This is a genomic window from Azospirillum sp. Marseille-Q6669 (assembly GCF_965111635.1).
This window is the reverse complement of the sequence record NZ_CBCOOP010000001.1, coordinates 2,143,891-2,159,153: the sequence shown is the minus strand read 5'-3', so window position 1 is coordinate 2,159,153 and position 15,263 is coordinate 2,143,891. Positions and strand designations below refer to the sequence as shown.

The window sequence follows — 15,263 nt, the reverse complement described above, 5'->3', positions numbered from 1 at the left end:
GTGGCAGCCGCAGCTTTCGCGCGCTGTGGAACTCCGCCGATCCATGCAACCATCGATGTTCCTGAAGCGGGAGCGAAGGCGGCCATGATGGTGGTGGGGACAAGCAAAGCCGCATTCTGGATGAAGGCCGGTCCGGCGATGCTCCTTATCGCCATCGCGGCGGTCGGTGGCCTGGGAATGGCCGGCCCATCCGGCCACCGCGCCCATGCCGCCGACACCGCCCAGAATGCCCCGCCGCCGGTGACGGTCAGCCCGCCGCTGCGCAAGGAGATCGTCGAATGGGACGAGTTCACCGGCCAGTTCCAGGCGGTGGACTTCGTGGAGATCCGGGCACGGGTCAGCGGCTATCTCGACTCCATCGCGTTCCAGGACGGGCAAGTCGTCAAGCAGGGCGATCCGCTGTTCGTCATCGACCCGCGGCCGTTCGAGGCGGCTCTGGCCTCGGCGCGAGCGGAGCAGCAGCAGGCCGAAGCCAAGCTGGACCTGTCGAACCGCCAGCTCGCCCGCGCGTCGGAGCTGCGGCGCAGCGACAACGTCGCGGCCAGCGTGTTCGACGAACGTCAGCAGCAGGTCCGTGTCGACGCCGCCGGGGTCGAGGTGGCGAAGGCCGCCGTCCGGACGGCGGAGTTGAACCTGAACTTCACCCGCATCACCGCCCCGATCGCCGGCCGCATCAGCCGGCGCGAGGTCAGCGTCGGCAACCTCATCGTCGGCGGGGACACCAGCACGACGACCCTGTTGACCACCATCGTCTCGCTCGATCCCATCTACTTCACCTTCGACATGAGCGAAGCCGACTACCTCGCCTACCAGCGGGCGGCGGCGCGCGGCGCGCTGAAGTCGCAACGCGACGGCGGCATCGAGGTCGAGGGCCGCCTGTTCGACGAGCAGAGCTGGCCCCTGAAGGGCACGCTGAATTTCATCGACAATCAGGTGAGCCCCGGCGCCGGCACCATCCGTGCCCGCGCCGTCTTTCCCAACCCGTCGCTGCTGCTGACGCCCGGCCAGTTCGGGCGGCTGCGCCTGCCGGGGTCCGACCGCTACACCGCCACGCTGATCCCCGATCAGGCGGTGGTCAGCGACCAGGCCAACAAGATCGTCCTGACGGTCGCCGACGATGGGACGGTGGTGCCGAAGCCGGTGCGGCTCGGCCCCATTGAGGACGGGCTGCGCGTCGTGCGCTCCGGGCTGGAGGAGACGGACAAGGTCATCATCAACGGCCTCGTCCGGGCCCGGCCGGGTGCCAAGGTGACCCCGCAGGACGGACGGATCGAGCCACCCAAGCCGCCGGCCGGTTGAGCGGAGCCGGGGCCATGAACATTTCGCACTTCTTCATCAACCGGCCGATCTTCGCGGCGGTCCTGTCCATCTTCATCACGCTGATCGGGGTTTTCGCCTATCTGACCCTGCCGGTCGCGCAATATCCGGAAATCGCACCACCGACCATCGTGGTCAACGCGACCTATCCCGGCGCGTCGGCGCAGGTGGTCGCCGACACCGTGTCCGCTCCCATCGAGCAGGAGGTCAACGGCGTCGAGGACATGCTCTACATGGCCTCGCAGGCGACAAGCGACGGGCGCCTCCAGCTTACCATCACCTTCAAGCTGGGCACCGACCTGGACACCGCGCAGGTGCTGGTGCAGAACCGACTCGCCGTGGCCGAGCCCCGCCTGCCGGAGGACGTGCGGCGCATCGGCGTGACCGTGCGCAAGAACTCGCCCGACATGCTGATGGTGATCCACCTGAACTCGCCGGACGGGACGCGCGACCAGCTCTACATGTCCAATTACGCGCTGCTGCAGATCAAGGACGTTCTGGCGCGCCTGGACGGGGTGGGCGACATCCAGGTGTTCGGCGCCCGTGACTACGCCATGCGGGTCTGGCTCGACCCCGACCGGGTGGCGGCGCGCGGCCTGACCGCCGGCGACGTGGTGCGGGCGATCCAGGCGCAGAATGTCCAGGTGTCGGGCGGCGTCATCAACCAGCCGCCGGTGCCGGCTCCCGGCGCCTTCCAACTGAACGTCGAGACGCTGGGCCGCCTGACCGACCCGCGCGAGTTCGGCAACATCATCGTCAAGACCGACGGGGCCGCGGTCACCCGTCTGCGCGACGTGGCCCGGGTCGAGCTGGGGGCGCAGGACTACAACCTCAACGCCTATCTGGACCGTCAGCAGGCGGTGCCGCTGGTCATCTTCCAGAGGCCGGGCTCCAACGCGCTGGAAACCGCCGACCGCATCCTGGCAACCATGGCGGACCTGTCCAAGGGCTTCCCCAGCGGGATGCGCTACGATGTGGTCTACAACCCGACGGAGTTCATCGCGCAGTCCGTGGAGGAGGTCTACAAGACGATCTTCGAGGCCGTGGCGCTGGTCGTCGTCGTCGTCGTCCTGTTCCTCCAGACGTGGCGCGCCTCCATCGTGCCGATCGCCGCGATCCCGGTCTCGCTGATCGGCACCTTCACGGTCCTGGCGGCGCTGGGCTACTCGCTGAACACGCTGTCGCTGTTCGGACTGGTGCTGGCGATCGGCATCGTCGTGGACGACGCCATCGTCGTGGTGGAGAATGTGGAGCGGTTCATCCGCCAGGGCATGAAGCCCAAGGACGCCGCGCACGAGACGATGAACGAGGTCGGCGGCGCGCTGATCGCCATCGCTCTCGTGCTCACCGCGGTGTTCATTCCGGCGGCCCTGGTCAGCGGCATCTCCGGGCAGTTCTTCCGCCAGTTCGCGGTGACCATCGCGACCGCCACGGTGATTTCCTGCCTGGTGTCGCTGACCCTCAGCCCGGCGTTGTGCGCTCTGCTGTTCAAGCCGCACGAGGAGCACCCGCCCAAGCCGTCGCCATTGACGCGCCCGGTCCACACCTTCTTCCGCGGCTTCAACCGGGGGTTCGACCGGCTGTCCAACGGCTATGCCGGGCTGACCGGGCGGCTGGTGCGGCTGCCGGTGATTGTGCTGGCGGTCTACGGCGTGCTGCTCGCCCTCACGGCGTGGCAGTTCAGCCGGGCGCCGACGGGATTCATCCCGAACCAGGACCAGGGCTATCTCATCACGGTGGTGCAGTTGCCGCCCGGTTCGTCGCTGGCCCGCACGGACGAGGTGGTGCGCACCGCGGTCGATACGCTGCTGAAGACGCCGGGGGTGATCCACGCCGTGCCCTTCGCCGGCTTCGACGGCGCCACCTTCACCAACGCGCCGAACGCCGGGGCGATCTTCGTCACCCTCGCCCCATTCGCCGACCGCATCCCGAAGGGCCAGACCGCGGAGTCCGTGCTGGGCGACCTGCGGACCCGGCTGGGCGCCATCGAGGACGCCTTCATCATCACCATCCCGCCGCCGCCGGTGCGCGGCATCGGCAACTCCGGCGGCTTCAAGATGATGGTCGAGGACAAGCGGGGCCGCGGCCTGCCCACGCTTGAGGAGGCGGTGAACGAGCTGTCCGCCGCGGCGAACCGCATCCCAGGCCTCGTCGGCGTGTTCTCGCTGTTCAACACCAAGACGCCGAAGGTCTTCGCGGACATCGACCGCCAGCGCGCGGAAATGCTGGGCGTCACCGCCGATCAGGTGTTCGAGGCGCTGCAGATCTATGTCGGCTCCGCCTTCGTCAACGAGTTCAACCTGCTGGGCCGCACCTACCGTGTGACCGCGCAGGCCGACGGGCGGTTCCGCCAGACCCCACGCGACATCGCCAACCTGAAGACCCGCAACGCGCAGGGCGACATGGTCCCGATCGGGGCGGTGGCGGAGTTTCAGAACATCACCGGACCCTACCGCGTCGCCCGCTACAACCTCTATCCGGCGGCGGAGCTTCAGGGGAACACGCTGCCCGGCTTCTCCACGGGCTACGCGCTGGCGGCGATGGAGAAGGCGGCGGCCGACACGCTGCCAGACGGCTTCGGCTTCGAATGGACCGAACTGGCCTATCAGGAGAAGGCGGCGGGCAACACCGGCCTGCTGGTGTTCGGCCTGTCCGTCGTCTTCGTCTTCCTGGTGCTGGCGGCGCAGTATGAGAGCTGGGCGATGCCACTGTCGGTCATCCTGATCGTGCCGATGTGCCTGCTGGCCTCGGTGACCGGCCTGCTGATGCGCGGGCTGGCGGTGGACATCCTGGCGCAGGTGGGGTTCGTCGTGCTGGTCGGGCTGGCCGCCAAGAACGCCATTCTCATCGTCGAGTTCGCCCGCCAGAACGAGCTGTTCGAGGGCAAGGACCGCTTCGAGGCCGCGGTCGCGGCGGCGCGCACCCGGCTTCGCCCGATCCTGATGACGTCCTTCGCCTTCATCCTGGGCGTCGTGCCGCTGATGATCGCGCAAGGGGCCGGGGCAGAGATGCGCCAGTCGCTGGGCACCGCGGTGTTCATGGGAATGCTGGGGGTCACCCTGTTCGGCCTGATCTTCACCCCGGTGTTCTATACGGTGATCCGCGGCCTGTTCAGCGGGCCGCTGGCCGTCAACCAGCATCCCTCCCCAAGCACGGAAGAGCAGCCTGTCCATCCCCAATCCGGGACGGACACCAACCGGTCCGGAGGGTACCGTCGGGCCGGCGAGGAGGTTCCAGGGACATCCGCTCCCGAGCGGTGAACTGCGCCGGACGGGCTCAGTCCGGCGGAATGCCCAGCCGCAGCAGCATCTCCACGAGGCCGCTTTCCCCAACGGCCAGGGCGGCCTGGGACGGCGTCAACCAACGGCGCTCGCGCTGGCCCTTCTCGGGCCACTCGTCCAGCACCTCGTCGACTTCCAGCAGGAAGACGGTCACCGCGCACAGGACCGACTTGTTGACGCTCAGCCGCTTCATGTAGCGGAAATTGCCGAAGGGCCGGTGATCGACGGTGCCCCGCACGCCGGCTTCCTCGTAGGCCTCCCGCGCCGCCATGGCGCAAGGCTTCACGCCCTCCTCCGCCCACCCCTTGGGGATGATCCACCGCTTGGTTTCCCGCGACGTGACCAGCAGGATTTCCGGCCGGCCGTTGCGAAGGCGGAAAGGAAGGGCGGCGTATTGGGTGGCGGGAGTGCGGCTGCTCATCATGTCCAAGTGGGAAGGCCGGACCCGCGATCCAATTCGGCTGAACGGGATGGCGGGCGATCATTCTTATGACGATGGGCGGCTGTGCTTCGTGCCGCCCATCGTCATCATGATCATCCCCTATTAACGTTACTCAGTGGCAAATTCTTCCGTCAGACGGTCAATAATTTCGCCTACGCCAAACCGGATAGGATCGCTGGCCGGAAGGTTATGGGCCTTGGCCGCCGCCTCCAAACAGGCGCGCGCCTCGTCCTCGCCATAGGCCTTGGTGTTGATGGCGATTCCGACCGGGCGGATGGCCGGGTTGGTCAGTTGCCCGCAGCGGATCGTCAGGTCGATGACCTCCTGGATCGACGGCAGCGGGTGCTGCACGCCGCGCATGGTGGTCCGGGTCGGCTCGTGGCAGACGACGAAGGCGTCCGGCTGGGCGCCGTGCAGCAGCCCCAGCGACACACCCGCGAAGGACGGGTGGTAGAGCGAGCCCTGCCCCTCGATCAGGTCCCAGTGGGCCGGGTCCGCCGCCGGGGCGATCCACTCCACCGCGCCGGAGATGAAGTCCGCCACCACCGCGTCGATGGCGACCCCGCGCCCGGAGATGAAGACGCCGGTCTGGCCGGTGGCCCGGAAATCGGCGTCCATGCCGCGGGCGCGCATTTCCTTCTCCAGGGCCAACGCCGTGTATTTCTTGCCGACGGAGCAGTCGGTGCCGACCGTCAGCAGCCGCCGGCCCGGACGCTTGGTCCCCTTGCCGGTGGCGAAGCGCTCGTCGGAATGGCGCACGTTGAAGAGCTGGCGGCCATGGCGCGCCGCCGCGTCGGCGATGGCCGGGATGCTTTCCAATCGGGTGTGCAGGCCGCTCGCCACGTCCATGCCGGCCTCGATGGCCTGGACGATGACACTCGTCCAATGCTCCGGCAGGACGCCGCCGGCGTTCACCACGCCGACCACCAGCGTGCGGGCGCCCTGCCCCGCCGCCTCCGCGATCGTCATGTCGGGAATGCCGAGGTCGGCCTTGCAGCTTTCCAGCCGGATCTGGCCGAGGCACCAGTCGCGCCGCCAGTCCACGATGCCCTGCGCCGTCTTGGCACCGAGCTGGTCCTGCACATCGCCGAGGAACATCAGGTAGGGATGGGGAATGTTCATGATCGGGTCCTCTCGAAGAGTCCGGTTGTTCTTGTCAGGCGGCTTCGGGGCTCAGGCCGTTTCCGGCGTCAGGCGGCGGGCGGACATCTGGCGGAGCAGGACGGGCACGATCAGCGCCAGCCCCAGCAGCGACGAATACAGCTCCGGCGCGACCAGCAGGATAGCGGCAAACCCCAGCAGCACCCGTTCCCAGGTCCGCATGGTGGTCAGCAGCCAGCCGGTGAGCGTGGCGCCCAGGCAGACGATGCCGACGATGCAACCGAAGAAGGCGATGAGGAAGTCCGGCCAGGTGAAGCCCGGCGCCACCAGAAGGAGCGACGGCGAGAAGACGAAGACGAAGGGCACCAGAGCCTTCGCCAGACCCAGTCGGAAGGCGGTGTTGCCGGTCTTGAAGGGGTCCGCTCCCGCCATGCCCGCCGCCGCGTAGGCGGCCAGCGCGACCGGCGGCGTGATGTCCGCCAGCACGCCGTAATAGAAGACGAAGAAGTGCGCGACGATCGGCGCCACGCCCAGCAGCCCCAGCGCCGGCGCGGCGATGGTCGCCATGATGATGTAGTTGGCCGTCGTCGGGATGCCGCAACCCATCAGAATGCAGACGATGCCCGTCATGATCAGGGTGAACAGCAGCGTCAGCCCCTTCACGTCGGCCAGCCAGCCCGGCAGGAAGGCGCCGAGCACCCCGGCCATCTCGCCGGCGGTGGAGGTGACGATGTAGGAGATCTTGAAGCCGACGCCGGTCAGCGTGACCACGCCGACGATGATGCCCACGGAAGCGGCCGCGGCGCCGACCGCCAGCGCGTATTTGGCGCCGTCGCGCAGGCCGTCCAGAACCTCCCGGATGGTCATGCGCTTGCGCGGGTTCAGCAGGCCGACCGCGATGCACAGGGTGATGCCCCAGAAGGCCGCCAGATAGGGGGTGTAGCCGGCGATCAGGATGCCGATCAGCACCACCAGCGGGATGACCGTCGGCCAGTCGCGGCGGAAGGCTTCCTTCAGGTCCGGCATCTCGTCCGGGCGCAGGCCGCGCAGGCCGTTGCGCTTGGCTTCCAGATGCACCTGAACCAGCACGCCGAAGAAATGCATGAAGGCCGGGACGATGGCCGCCAGGATGATGGTCGTGTAGGGCAGGCCCAGGAACTCGATCATCAGGAAGGCGGCGGCCCCCATGATCGGCGGGGTGATCTGCCCGCCGGTCGAGGCCGTCGATTCCACGGCGGCGGCGAAATGCGGCTTGTAGCCCAGACGCTTCATCGCCGGGATGGTCAGCGAGCCCACCGTCACTGTGTTGGCGACCGACGAGCCGGAGATCATGCCGAACAGCGCCGAGCCGAAGATGGCGACCTTGGCGGGACCGCCGGCGTAGCGCCCGGCCACCCAGGCCGCGCAATCGAGGAAGAGCTGCCCCAGCCCGATGCGCGTGGCGAAGACGCCGAACAGCACGAAATGGAAGACGTAGGTCGCCACCACGCCCAGCGCGATGCCGTAAATGCCCTGCGTCGTCAGGTACAGGTGATCGACGAGCTGCGACACCGTGGCGCCGGGATGCTTCAGCAGCCCCGGCATCTGCGGTCCCCAGATCGCGTAGAGCATGAAGATCGACGCGATGATCGGCAGCGGCCAGCCGACCGACCGGCGGGTCGCCTCCAGCAGCACGATGATCAGGACGGAGCCGAGGATCACGTCGGTGGTGGTCGGGTTGCCGACGCGGAAGGCCAGATCGTCGAGCGGGATCAGCGGGACGTGCATCACCGCGACGACCGCGCCGATGGCCAGCGCCCAGTCCTGAAGGCCGATGCCGAGCGGGCGCAGCAGGGTGCCCATCACCGGTTCGCCGTAGCCGCGCTTGGTGAAGGGGAAGACCAGGAAGACGAGGCCCAGCACGAAGGAAAGATGGATGCCGCGGTGCTCCATCTCCCCCAGCAGGCCGAATCCCGCGGTGTAGTAGTGGAACAGCGACAGAATAATCAGCAGGCCGCCGACCAGATGTCCCGCCAGCGGCGACAGCGGCCGGAAGCGGATTTCGGAGTCGAACTTCTCCTCCAGCTCCCGCGCCTTGGCCTCGTCGAGTTCCATGGACGCGGACTCCAGCCGGATGTCGGGCGGCGGGTCGCGATGGGTATCGGTCATGGATGCTCCAGAATGAATCGGGCGGGGCCGGGGGCTTGCTTCATGACCCCTCAAACCCGAAAACCCTCCAACCCCGGAAGGGGAGGAGGGAATGACCCCACGGGTGGGGACGGGAAAGGGCCGCGCCATGCCGGAACGGCCCCGCCCGGTGCATCGTGTTCAGAGGCGCCTTACTTCAGGACGCCCTGTTCCTTGTAGAACTTCTCCGCACCCGGATGCAGCGGGATGCCGAGGCCCGAGGTGGCGTTCTTCAGCGTGACGAGCTTGCCCTTGGCGTGGCCGGCGTCGAGCGCGGCGCGGCTCTTCTCGTTGTAGAGCGTCTTGACGATGTTGTAGACGAGATCGTCCGGCTGCTTGGCGCTGGTCAGCCACTGGGCGTTGACGGAGATGGTCGCCGTCTCCGGAACGTCCTTGTAGGTGCTGGCCGGAACGGTGTCCTTGGCGAAGAACTGGTACTGGCCCAGCATCTTGTCGACTTCCGGCCCGGTGATCGGAACCAGCGAGATGCCCGACGAGGTCGCGAGTTCGGAGATGGCGCCGGTCGGGTAGCCGCCGACGAAGAAGTAGGCGTCCAGCGCGCCGTCGCGCAGGCGGTCGCCGGCCGGACCCGGCTTCAGATACTCCGCCTTCACGTCCTTCTCGGTCAGGCCGAAGGCGCCCAGCACGATGCGCGCGTCGACCAGCGTGCCCGAGCCCGGCTCGTCCAGCGACACCCGCTTGCCCTTCAGGTCGGCGACCGACTTGATGTTGGCGTCCTTGCGGGCGACCAGATGGATGGTTTCCGGGTAGAGCGTGGCGATGACGCGCAGGTCCTCCACCTTGCCCTTGCCCTCGAACAGGCCGGTGCCGGTGTGGGCCCAATAGGCGACGTCCGACTGCGAGAAGCCCGACTCGGACGAGCCGCCGTTGATCGCGTTGATGTTGGCGACGGAGCCGTTGGAGGCCACGGCGGTGGCCACCAGACCGGGCACGCCGCCGTTGGTGCCGGAGATGACGTTGGCGATCAGGCCACCCACCGGATAGTAGGTGCCGGCGGTGCCGCCCGTGCCGATGCGGAAGAAGGCCGGGGTCTGCGCCACGGCGACGGTGGCGCCGATGGCGACCGCGCCCGCCACGGCAGCGAAGGCCAGACGGCGGGTCTTGGACATGAACTTCACGACAACCTCCCAATTATTTCGCGTCGTAACGAAATCATGCCTTTGGGTAGGAGGCTTGTCGATACGAATGGGTGCCCCGTTCGCACATACGGCCCATTCCGGAGGCGGACGGGCGGTATGTGCGGACGAAACGCGTCAGTCCTTCAGCAGTGCCGCCGCGTGGTGGCGCAGATGGTCGTCGATGAAGCTGGCGATGAAGAAGTAGCTGTGGTCGTAGCCCGGCTGCATCCGCAGGGTCAGCGGGTGGCCCGCCGCCTCCGCCGCCCGCTGCAGGTTTTCCGGCTTCAGCTGCTTCTCCAGGAAGCTGTCGGCATCGCCCTGGTCCACCAGGATCGGCAGCTTCTCGGTGGCGCGGCCCAGCAGGGCGCAGCTGTCCCACTCCAGCCACGCCGCGTAGTCGGTGCCGAAGAAGCGCTCGAACGCCTTCTCGCCCCAGGGCACGCTCGCCGGGTTGCCGATCGGCGCGAAGGCCGACACGGCGCGGTAGCGGCCCGGATGGCGCAGCGCGCAGACCAACGCGCCATGCCCGCCCATGGAATGGCCGGAGATCGAACGCCGGTCGGTCACCGGCAGTTCGGCCTCGACCAGTTCCGGCAGTTCGCGCACCACATAGTCGTGCATGCGGTAATGCTTCGCCCACGGCTCCCGCGTCGCGTTGACGTAGAAGCCGGCGCCCAGCCCGAAGTCCCAGGCGCCGTCCGGGTCGCCGGGCACGTCGGGGCCGCGCGGGCTAGTGTCCGGCGCGACGATGGCGATGCCGAGTTCCGCCGCCATCCGCATGGCGCCGGCCTTCTGCATGAAGTTCTCGTCCGTGCAGGTCAGGCCGGACAGCCAGTAGAACACCGGCACCCTGCCCGATTCGGCCTGCGGCGGCAGATAGATGGCGAACACCATGTCGCAGTCCAGCACCGCGGAGCGGTGCCGGAAGCGCTTGTGCCAGCCGCCGAAGCAGCGGTTCGCCGCGATCTGGGTCAATTGCGACTCCATCCGGTCCTCACGGGTTGTAGAGGATGACGGAACGGATGCTCTTGCCCTCGTGCATCAGATCGAAGGCCTCGTTGATGTCCTCCAACCCCATGGTGTGGGTGATGAAGGTGTCCAGCTCGAACTCGCCCTTCAGGTAGCGCTCCACGTAATCCGGCAGCTCCGACCGGCCGCGCACGCCGCCGAAGGCGGAGCCGCGCCAGACGCGCCCGGTGACCAGCTGGAACGGGCGGGTGCTGATCTCCTCCCCCGCCCCGGCGACGCCGATGATCACCGACTCGCCCCAGCCCTTGTGGCAGCATTCCAGCGCCGCGCGCATCACCTTGACGTTGCCGATGCACTCGAAGCTGTAATCGACGCCGCCGTCGGTCATCTCGACCAGAACCTCCTGGATCGGGCGGTCGTAGTCCTGCGGGTTCACCACGTCGGTGGCGCCGAGCTGCTTGGCGATCTCGAACTTGTCGGGGTTGATGTCGATGCCGATGATGCGCGACGCCTTCGCCATGACGGCGCCGATGATCGCCGACAGGCCGATGCCGCCCAAGCCGAAGATCGCCACCGTCGAGCCCGGTTCGACCTTCGCGGTGTTGCGCACGGCGCCCATACCGGTGGTCACGCCGCAGCCGAGCAGGCAGACCTTCTCCAGCGGCGCCGCCTTGTTGATCTTGGCGACCGCGATCTCAGGCAGCACCGTGTATTCGGAGAAGGTGGAGGTGCCCATGTAATGGAACACCGGCTGGCCCTTCACCGTGAAGCGGCTGGTGCCGTCCGGCATCAGGCCCTTGCCCTGAGTGGCGCGGATCGCCTGACAGAGGTTGGTCTTGCCGGACAGGCAGAATTTGCACTTGCCGCATTCCGGCGTGTAGAGCGGGATCACATGGTCGCCGACCTGGACGGAAGTGACGCCCGGCCCGACCTCCTCGACGATGCCGGCGCCCTCATGGCCCAGGATCGCCGGAAACACGCCCTCCGAATCCATGCCGGACAGGGTGTAGGCGTCGGTGTGGCAGACGCCGGTGGCGACGATGCGCACCAAGACCTCGCCCTGCTTGGGCGCTGCGACCTCGACCTCTTCGATGTCAAGGGGGCGCTTCGCTTCCCAGGCCACCGCCGCGCGTGACTTCACCATCCCACCGTCTCCATGCGTTCGCGTTTCTTTGATGATCGACGTTAGCATTCCGCGCGCGTTGACAACGCTGCAATGTTGGAGAGGATTGTTGCCGTATGGGGATAATCGGCGCGGCATTGGAGGTCTGACGGGTGAGCCGCTGGGATGGCATCGACGAATTCGTGGCGGTCGCCGAGTGCGGCGGCTTCTCCCGCGCGGCGGAGCGGCTGCGCATCTCCTCCTCGCAGGTCAGCCGGCAGGTGGCGCGGCTGGAGGACCGGCTGCAGGCCCGCCTGTTCTACCGCACCACCCGCAGCGTGACGCTGACCGAGGCCGGCCGCTCCCTGCTCGCCCAGTGCCGCCGCCTGATCGAGGAGCGGGACGAGGCGCTGCTCGCCGTCAGCGACCTCCAGGCGGAGCCCAAGGGCCTGCTGCGGCTGACCTGCGCGGTGGCCTACGGCGAGCGGTTCGTCGTCCCGCTGGTCAACGATTTCCTGGAGCGCCACCCCCAGCTCCGCGTCGAGATCGAGCTGACGAACCGCCGGCTGGATCTGGTGCATGAAGGGGTGGATCTCGCGGTGCGGCTGGGGCGCCTGATGGATTCCAGCCTCGTCGCCACGCGGATCGCGCCGCGGGTCATGCATCTGTGCGCCGCCCCGTCCTATCTGGAGCGGCGCGGGACGCCGCGTCGGCTGGCCGACCTCACCGAGCACGACTGCCTGACCGGCACCGCGGACGGCTGGACCTTCGACGCAGGCTCGCTGGAGGATGGCACCTCGGAAGGAAGCGGCCCGGAGTGGCTGTTCCGGCCGCAGGGGCGCTGGCGCTGCAACAGCGGCACGGCGGTGCTGGACGCCGCGCTGCGCGGCTTCGGGCTGTGCCAGCTGCCCGACTACTATGTGGTGGAGCATCTGACGGCGGGGCGGCTGGTCGCCCTTCTGGAAGCCCACCGCCCGCCCAACACCGCCGTCTGGGCCGTCTACCCGCCGCAGCGCCACTTGTCGCCCAAGGTGCGGCTGCTGATCCAGCATCTCAAGGAAGGGCTGGCCCGGCGGCCGGAATATCGCTGACGACACGACACCCGCGCCCAAAGAGAAAATCATTTCACCCGACACCCGTCATGCGTCTTCCCGCCGCAGAACATTTCTCATCAGGAGTGACGGCCGTCACGCTCATCTACCCTGAATTGCCGATACCGTCGCGCGCCGCAGGGATGCGGGTACCGAACAACGATCAATCAGGAGATGAGGATGTCGACGATCATTGGCACTGCGGACGCGGACTCCCTGACGGGTGGATACGATGCCGATACCCTTTCAGGATTGGAGGGCAACGACACCTTGCGCGGTGGGGGAGGCAGCGATCTTCTTGACGGTGGCGCCGGCGATGACTGGCTTTATGGTGTCTCCGGCTCCGACACGCTGCTTGGTGGCGATGGCGACGACCACCTCCATGTCGCGGCCATCCTCTACCATTACAATCAGGTGGATGGCGGAGCCGGCTTCGACACCCTTGTCGTGGAGGGGAGCGGGTCCATCATCGTCGACCTCGCGGCATCACAGATCGAAAGGGTCTATGGCGGTGATGGAAATGACAGCTACAGCAACCACTTCGCCGCCACCGCCGTGGAGATCGACGCGGGAGCCGGCAACGACAATCTGTTCGGAGGCAACGGAAACGACGCCCTGCGCGGCGATGACGGGAACGATACCATCAATGGCGGCCTGGGGGCCGATGTGATCATCGGCGGCGACGGCATCGACTTGGCCTCCTTCATGTACTCCAACGAGGCGGTCACGGTTGACCTTTCCACCGGCATCGGCGTCGGCGGCCACGCGGAGGGCGACCTCCTCAGCGGGATCGAAAATCTCTACGGGTCCTATATGAGCGACACCCTGACCGGGGATTCCGGAGACAACAAGCTGCAAGGGGGGAGCGGCAACGACACTCTTTCCGGCGGGGCCGGAAACGACACCCTTCTGGGCGACTTCGGCAACGATGTCCTGATCGGCGGCGCCGGTGCCGACGCCTTCCGCTTCAACCGGTTTTTCGGAAATGCGGACGTGATCCTGGACTTTGAAAGCGGGGTGGATCGCATCGAACTCGAAGGCTCAAGCTTCGGCCTCCCCGACGGAACGCTTGACGCGGGTCTGTTCGCGCTGGATGCGCCGACGGACGCGGATGACCGCTTCATATTCGACACCGCAACCGGAACGCTGTCCTACGACGCCGACGGCTCCGGCTCCGGCGCCGCCGCCGTGATGGCGACGCTGAATGTGAGGACCCTGTCCGCTTCGGACATCGTGTCCGTCCCTTACCAGCCTTTGTAAAAACTTCGCGTCAGCGACGTGGCGATCCGTCTCCTCGACGGCCCGCCACATCGCTTGTTTCCGATCGGAGCATCCCGCTCAGCAGGCGGTCTGGCGCGGCGTGCGCTCGACCTCCAGGCCGAAGAACGGGCGCAGGGCGGTGCCCAGATAGTTGCCGGCCAGCGCCGCGCCGATCCACACCCAGCCGTGCAGGCTGCCCGACGCGATCCCGCTGAAATAGGCGCCGATGTTGCAGCCGTAGGCGAGGCGCGAGCCGTAGCCGAGCAGAAGCCCGCCGACCACCGCCGCCACCAGCGACCGCAGCGGCAGCTTCCACACCGGGGCGAATTTGCCGGCCAGACCGGCGGCGAGCAGCGCGCCCAGGATGATGCCGAAATCCATCACCGAGGTGACGTCGGCCAGCACGCTCTCCTGCAACGCCCTGGCCTGGGCCGGCGCTTGCCAGAAGGGCCAGGAGGCGACGTCCACGCCCAGCCCAGCCAGCCCTTTGCTGCCCCACAGCGCGAAGGCCGAGGTGATGCCCCACGGGCGCCCGGCCAGCGCCAGCGTCGCGAAGTTCAGCACGGCCAATGCCACCGCTCCCCAGACCAGCGGCCAGGGGCCGCGCAGGAAGCGCCGCAGGCCCTCGGTCTTGGCCGGGGCGCCTTCGATCAGGCGGCCGTGGCGCCGCTTCTCCAGCGCGAGGGTGCCGGCATAGACCGCGGCAAAGAGGACGAGGTTGACCGCCAGCGCCACCGGCCAGCCCCAGGCCGCGACCACCGACACCGGGGCGGCGGTCCATTGCGCCTGCCACCAGGGCAGGTGATAGGCGCCCAGCACCGAGCCGACGATGAAGAAGGCCAGCGTCACGACCATCCGCGTGCTGCCGCCGCCCACCGTGAACAGCGTGCCCGAGGCGCAGCCGCCGCCGAGCTGCATGCCGATGCCGAACAGGAAGGCGCCGGCCACCACCGACAGGCCGACCGGCGACACCAGCCCCTTCACCGGCGTGCCGAACAGCGTCCCCGCCGCCAGCACCGGGAAGAACAGCGCGCAGGCCACGGCGAGCATGACCATCTGCGCCCGCAAGCCCGCCCCGCGCCGGTCCGCGATGAAGACGCGGAAGGCGGAGGTGAAGCCGAACAGCGCGTGGTAGAGCACGAGGCCCATGGCCCCGCCCACCAGATAGAGCGCCGCCTGCCGTCCCGACACGGCGTCGCCGATCCACAGGCCGCCGCCCACCAGGGCGAGCAGCGCCACGGTGACCACCCGCCAGTCGATTCCCGGCAGCAGCGTGGCCGAACCCGCCGCCCGGCCCAGAGTCGTGTCCGTCATCCCGACACTCCAAAACAACAAAAATGAAACGTTGATAAAGGCGATTGCCTGATTGGCTTCAGTAGATAATGGGATGCTTTC

At 67.8% G+C, this 15,263-nt stretch carries 12 protein-coding genes; 5 read left to right on the top strand and 7 right to left on the bottom strand.

Going from position 1 to position 15,263, the window contains the following annotated elements:
• Nucleotides 1-138: 138 nt before the first annotated feature.
• Both ACWPXE_RS09515 and ACWPXE_RS09510 read left to right on the top strand, forming a co-directional pair.
• Nucleotides 139-1,299, top strand: coding sequence for an efflux RND transporter periplasmic adaptor subunit (locus ACWPXE_RS09515; protein WP_454017612.1), 1,161 nt, complete (start codon nt 139-141; stop codon nt 1,297-1,299).
• Between the two features lie 14 nt (nt 1,300-1,313).
• Nucleotides 1,314-4,577: an efflux RND transporter permease subunit gene (locus ACWPXE_RS09510; protein ID WP_454017611.1), complete on the top strand. Its 3,264-nt coding sequence runs from the start codon at nt 1,314-1,316 to the stop codon at nt 4,575-4,577.
• Nucleotides 4,578-4,593: 16 nt separating this feature from the next.
• Here the strand turns inward: ACWPXE_RS09510 and ACWPXE_RS09505 are convergent, their stop codons facing one another.
• Nucleotides 4,594-5,019 carry an NUDIX hydrolase gene (locus ACWPXE_RS09505; protein WP_094304876.1) on the bottom strand — a complete coding sequence of 142 codons (426 nt, stop codon included), beginning with the start codon at nt 5,017-5,019 and terminating at the stop codon, nt 4,594-4,596.
• A gap of 1 nt (nt 5,020) precedes the next feature.
• On the opposite strand from ACWPXE_RS09505, the gene ACWPXE_RS09500 reads away from it, so the two are divergent.
• Nucleotides 5,021-5,146 carry a hypothetical protein gene (locus tag ACWPXE_RS09500; protein WP_454017610.1) on the top strand — a complete coding sequence of 42 codons (126 nt, stop codon included), beginning with the start codon at nt 5,021-5,023 and terminating at the stop codon, nt 5,144-5,146.
• A 2-nt stretch (nt 5,147-5,148) separates the two neighbouring features.
• Here the strand turns inward: ACWPXE_RS09500 and dgcN are convergent, their stop codons facing one another.
• The 5 genes from dgcN to ACWPXE_RS09475 form a co-directional block, all read right to left on the bottom strand.
• On the bottom strand, nt 5,149-6,162 hold the full coding sequence (dgcN, locus tag ACWPXE_RS09495; RefSeq protein ID WP_454017609.1) for an N-acetyltransferase DgcN: 1,014 nt from the start codon (nt 6,160-6,162) through the stop codon (nt 5,149-5,151).
• Nucleotides 6,163-6,213: 51 nt separating this feature from the next.
• Nucleotides 6,214-8,289 carry a TRAP transporter permease gene (locus tag ACWPXE_RS09490; protein ID WP_454017608.1) on the bottom strand — a complete coding sequence of 692 codons (2,076 nt, stop codon included), beginning with the start codon at nt 8,287-8,289 and terminating at the stop codon, nt 6,214-6,216.
• Between the two features lie 170 nt (nt 8,290-8,459).
• Complete coding sequence (locus ACWPXE_RS09485; RefSeq protein WP_454017922.1) at nt 8,460-9,437, bottom strand: TAXI family TRAP transporter solute-binding subunit; 978 nt, start codon at nt 9,435-9,437, stop codon at nt 8,460-8,462.
• 144 nt (nt 9,438-9,581) lie between these two features.
• Nucleotides 9,582-10,433: an S-formylglutathione hydrolase gene (gene fghA, locus ACWPXE_RS09480; protein ID WP_454017607.1), complete on the bottom strand. Its 852-nt coding sequence runs from the start codon at nt 10,431-10,433 to the stop codon at nt 9,582-9,584.
• Between the two features lie 7 nt (nt 10,434-10,440).
• A complete protein-coding gene (locus ACWPXE_RS09475; protein ID WP_237906501.1) occupies nt 10,441-11,556 on the bottom strand; it encodes an S-(hydroxymethyl)glutathione dehydrogenase/class III alcohol dehydrogenase in 1,116 nt (371 codons plus the stop codon).
• Nucleotides 11,557-11,690: 134 nt separating this feature from the next.
• Here ACWPXE_RS09475 and ACWPXE_RS09470 point away from each other — a divergent pair, with 134 nt between their 5' ends.
• The gene (locus ACWPXE_RS09470) at nt 11,691-12,608 is read left to right on the top strand and encodes a LysR substrate-binding domain-containing protein (protein ID WP_454017606.1); all 918 of its coding nucleotides are present in this window, start codon (nt 11,691-11,693) and stop codon (nt 12,606-12,608) included.
• A gap of 180 nt (nt 12,609-12,788) precedes the next feature.
• On the top strand, nt 12,789-13,868 hold the full coding sequence (locus tag ACWPXE_RS09465; protein ID WP_454017605.1) for a calcium-binding protein: 1,080 nt from the start codon (nt 12,789-12,791) through the stop codon (nt 13,866-13,868).
• 78 nt (nt 13,869-13,946) lie between these two features.
• Here ACWPXE_RS09465 and ACWPXE_RS09460 read toward each other — a convergent pair whose 3' ends face one another.
• On the bottom strand, nt 13,947-15,182 hold the full coding sequence (locus ACWPXE_RS09460) for a YeeE/YedE family protein (RefSeq protein WP_454017604.1): 1,236 nt from the start codon (nt 15,180-15,182) through the stop codon (nt 13,947-13,949).
• Nucleotides 15,183-15,263 lie beyond the last annotated feature (81 nt).

Excerpts from the sequence above, each read along its gene's own strand:
- ACWPXE_RS09460 (WP_454017604.1), bottom strand. The coding sequence starts at position 15,182 with ATGACGGACACGACTCTGGGCCGGGCGGCGGGTTCGGCCACGCTGCTG.
- ACWPXE_RS09500 (WP_454017610.1), top strand. The coding sequence starts at position 5,021 with ATGTCCAAGTGGGAAGGCCGGACCCGCGATCCAATTCGGCTGAACGGG.
- ACWPXE_RS09515 (WP_454017612.1), top strand. The coding sequence starts at position 139 with ATGCTCCTTATCGCCATCGCGGCGGTCGGTGGCCTGGGAATGGCCGGC.
- fghA (WP_454017607.1), bottom strand. The coding sequence starts at position 10,433 with ATGGAGTCGCAATTGACCCAGATCGCGGCGAACCGCTGCTTCGGCGGC.
- ACWPXE_RS09510 (WP_454017611.1), top strand. The coding sequence starts at position 1,314 with ATGAACATTTCGCACTTCTTCATCAACCGGCCGATCTTCGCGGCGGTC.
- ACWPXE_RS09490 (WP_454017608.1), bottom strand. The coding sequence starts at position 8,289 with ATGACCGATACCCATCGCGACCCGCCGCCCGACATCCGGCTGGAGTCC.
- ACWPXE_RS09465 (WP_454017605.1), top strand. The coding sequence starts at position 12,789 with ATGTCGACGATCATTGGCACTGCGGACGCGGACTCCCTGACGGGTGGA.
- dgcN (WP_454017609.1), bottom strand. The coding sequence starts at position 6,162 with ATGAACATTCCCCATCCCTACCTGATGTTCCTCGGCGATGTGCAGGAC.
- ACWPXE_RS09485 (WP_454017922.1), bottom strand. The coding sequence starts at position 9,437 with ATGTCCAAGACCCGCCGTCTGGCCTTCGCTGCCGTGGCGGGCGCGGTC.
- ACWPXE_RS09505 (WP_094304876.1), bottom strand. The coding sequence starts at position 5,019 with ATGAGCAGCCGCACTCCCGCCACCCAATACGCCGCCCTTCCTTTCCGC.